Here is a 3709-nt window from a genome sequence, read left to right on the forward strand (position 1 = left end):
ACCACCCCGCGGGACGTCACCTCTTCACCGAGATCGTGGACCCAGGAACGGACACCCGGTGGCGCGACTACGTGCGCTACGCCCTGGAGCGAGGCTGTCTGAGCGCCATGTCCGTTCCACTGCCAGTTCCCGAGCCGCTCGGCGCAGGGTTGAACGTGTACGCCCGCACGCCGGGTGCCTTCGATGACGAGAGCCGACGGGCTGCCATCGAGCTCGCTCGGTCCGCCGGGGTCGCCGTCTCCAACGTCTACGCCAACCAGAACGAGCGGGAACGAGCCCGGAATCTCGCGACGGCGCTCGAGTCTCGAGCGGTAATCGAGCGCGCCAAGGCCATTTTGATAGAGCGGTTCGGGCTCACGGCCGACCAGGCGTTCCAGACGCTGGCTCGGGTGTCGATGCAGACCAACAGCAAGCTCAGGGACGTCGCCGACCGCCTGGTAATGACCGGGGAGCTGCCCGGCCTGCCCTAGCAGGACTGATGTATCTCACACGCAGGGTGAAGCGCCCCTCCGGAACGGCCGTGTGCTCGACGACCGGCGACAAGTGCCGACGTCGTCGTCACCCGCTCGGCCCGATGTGGCACGTGGTTCACATCCACCGGAACTGCGCGCGCTCGTTCCGTCTTGCGTCGGCCCGAGTCTTCGCTTTCATCCCACACTGAACGGCCGGAGACAGGTCCTTGCTTGATTGGTCTCGGCAATCGTTCGCCCCGCCTTCCGCTGGTCAACGGGTCTGAGACGGCAGTGCGACTGGGCGACGGTCAGTCACTGAGCAGGACGTCCATCACCTGCCGTCGAATCTCCAGGTCCTCGCGCGCGGTGACGACCACGGTACGAGCAGTAGAATGGCGGCGGCTGATGTCCCCGTCCCCGGTGGTCACGCGGTTCAGTTCTGTGTCGATGTCTATGCCGAGATGGGCCAGCCTGTCCGCGACGGCATGCCGTACCTCGGTGGCGTGCTCGCCCACGCCGCCGGTGAAAATGAGCAGGTCTAGTCCCCCGGCGGCAGCGGTCATCGCGGCGATCTCCCGGCACAGCCGGTGGAGGTAGACGTCGAAGGCCAGCGCGCAGGCCGGGTCGCCGCCGGCCCGCCCGGCGAGCACCTCGCGTAGGTCACCGGAGGTCTCGGTTAGGCCTTTGAGTCCGGCGTGGTGCTCGAAGACGTCGGCGACCTCCGGTTCTGGGACGCCGCCGTGCTCCAGCAGCCACAGCACCAGGCCAGGGTCGACCGTGCCCGGCCGGGTGTTCATCACTAGACCGGCCAGCGGGGTGAACCCCATGGTGGTGTCGACTGACCGGCCACCGAGGACGGCGGCCAGCGAGGCACCGGCGCCCAGGTGCGCCGAGACGATCCGCAGCTCCTCGACCGACCGCCCGACGATCTCAGCGGCCCGCCGGACGGCGTAGGCGTGGGAGAGCCCGTGGAAGCCGTAGCGGCGCAGTTGCCAGCGCTCGTTCCACTCCCGCGGCAGCGCATAGGTATGGGCCGCCGGTGGCAGCGTCGCGTGGAAGGTGGTGTCGAAACAGGCCACCGCCGGCACGTCCGGCAGCAGCTTCTCGGTGGCGGCGATGCCGGCCAGCGCCCGCGGGTTGTGCAGCGGCGCCAGGTGACGGATGGACCACAGGTAGGTAACCAGAACCGGATCCACGAGCGCTGGACCGGTGTGCCGCGAGCCGCCGTGCACCACCCGGTGGCCGACCGCATCGACGGGGCCGCACCCGGCGAGGAACTCGGCCAGCGGCTCCAGTTGCCCCTCCCCCCGCCAGGACTCGACCGTGGTCGCCGCGGTGACCGTGCACCGCTCGTCGAGGCGGGTGAGCTTGAGGCTGCTCGAGCCTGCGTTTACGACCAACACCCGCATGCTGCCGACCCTCACGCCTCCGGCTCCCGCAGCGGCGAGCCGCCGGAACTGCGCGGGCCGGCCGTGCCCGACCAGGCCCAGTCGCGGATCTCGGGCAGGTCGATGCCGTGGGTGCGCACGTACAGGCGGTGCTCGATGAGCTTGTTGGTGAGCGCCTCCCGCGCGTGCGCCGCTCGACCGTCCAGTCGCTCGATACGGTCGATGGCGCTAATCGCGAGGTTGAAGCGGTCCAGTCCGTTCAAGACGCACATGTCGAACGGGGTGGTCGTCGTCCCCTCCTCCACGTAGCCGCGCACGTGGAAATTTTCGTGGTTGGAGCGGCGGTAGGTCAGCCGGTGGATCAGCCACGGATAGCCGTGGTAGGCGAAGACCACTGGCTTGTCCCGGGTGAACAACGCGTCGAAGGCGGCGTCGGACAAGCCGTGCGGATGCGCCCGCTCGTCCTGCAGCCGCATCAGGTCCACCACGTTCACGACGCGAATGCGCAGGTCGGGGAACCAGCCGCGAAGGATCTCCACCGCGGCCAGCGTCTCCATCGTCGGCACGTCGCCGGCGCAGGCCATCACGACGTCCGGCTCGCCGTCGGCGTCCGAGCTCGCCCACTCCCAGATGCCGATCCCCTTGGTCGCGTGCACCACCGCGGCGTCCATGTCCAGGTACTGCAGCGCCGGCTGCTTGCCCGCCACGATCACGTTGACGTACTGCCGGGAGCGCAGGCAGTGGTCGGCCACCGACAGCAGGGTGTTCGCGTCCGGCGGCAGGTACACCCGGATGACGTCGGCCTTCTTGTTCACCACGTGGTCGATGAACCCCGGGTCCTGGTGCGAGAAACCGTTGTGGTCCTGCCGCCACACGTGGGAGGTCAGCAGGTAGTTCAGCGACGCGACCGGCCGCCGCCAGGCGATGCCGTTGGTCGTCTTCAGCCACTTGGCGTGCTGGTTGAACATCGAATCGACGATGTGGATGAACGCCTCGTAGCACGAAAAGAACCCGTGCCGGCCGGTGAGCAGGTAGCCCTCCAGCCAGCCCTGGCACAGGTGCTCCGACAGGATCTCCATCACCCGACCGTCGGGAGCGAGGTGGTCGTCGGTCGGCAGCCGCTCGGCCGACCACGTGCGGTCGGTCGCCTCCAACACGGCTCCCAGCCGGTTGGAGTTGTTCTCGTCGGGCGCGAAGACCCGGAACGTCGTCATGTTCTGCCGCATGACGTCGCGCAAGAAGGCGCCCAGCACGCGGGTCGACTCCACCGCCCCGGTTCCCGGCTCGGACACGTCGACGGCGTAGTCGCGGAAGTGGGGCATGCGCAGCGGCTGCAGCATGAGTCCGCCGTTGGCGTGCGGGTTAGCACTCATCCGCCGGGCGCCGGCCGGATGCAGGTCCCGGACGGCCGCGACCGGCGCGCCCAACTCGTCGAACAGCTCCTCGGGGCGGTAGCTGCGCAGCCAGTCCTCGAGCACCTTCCGGTGGCCGTCGTCGTCGCGAGCGTTGGCGAACGGCACCTGGTGCGAGCGCCACGAACCCTCGACCTGCAGCCCGTCGACCTCGTCGGGACCCGTCCAGCCCTTGGGCGAGCGCAACACGATCATCGGCCAGCGCGGCCGGTCGGGGCCGACGAGGTCGACGCCGTCCTCGCGGGCCCGGCGCTGGATGGCGCCGATCTCGTCGAGGCAGCGGTCGAGCACCGCGGCAAACTCCTGGTGCATGCGCGGCGGGTCGTCGCCGGCGACCAGGTACGGGGTGTGCCCGTACCCGCGGAGCAGCTCCACCAACTCGTCGTCCCCGATGCGGGCCAGTACCGTCGGGTTCGCGATCTTGTAGCCGTTGAGGTGTCCCGCCCCGGGTCTGATG

Annotated in this window: 3 protein-coding genes; 1 reads left to right on the plus strand and 2 read right to left on the minus strand. The window is 69.3% G+C overall.

Annotation, left to right across the window (positions count from 1 at the left end; all coding sequences use genetic code 11):
• Nucleotides 1-470: ANTAR domain-containing response regulator (locus tag A6V29_RS06730; RefSeq protein WP_212719071.1), on the plus strand; the 470-nt coding region annotated here is incomplete at its 5' end.
• 290 nt (nt 471-760) lie between these two features.
• Here A6V29_RS06730 and A6V29_RS06735 read toward each other — a convergent pair.
• The gene (locus A6V29_RS06735) at nt 761-1861 is read right to left on the minus strand and encodes an acetate/propionate family kinase (protein WP_137159594.1); all 1101 of its coding nucleotides are present in this window, start codon (nt 1859-1861) and stop codon (nt 761-763) included.
• Nucleotides 1862-1872: 11 nt separating this feature from the next.
• The coding region (locus A6V29_RS06740; protein ID WP_137159595.1) for a phosphoketolase family protein at nt 1873-3709 on the minus strand (1837 nt) is incomplete at its 5' end.

The sequence above is a fragment of the Blastococcus sp. CCUG 61487 genome, from assembly GCF_005222955.1.
Classification (GTDB): domain Bacteria; phylum Actinomycetota; class Actinomycetes; order Mycobacteriales; family Geodermatophilaceae; genus Blastococcus.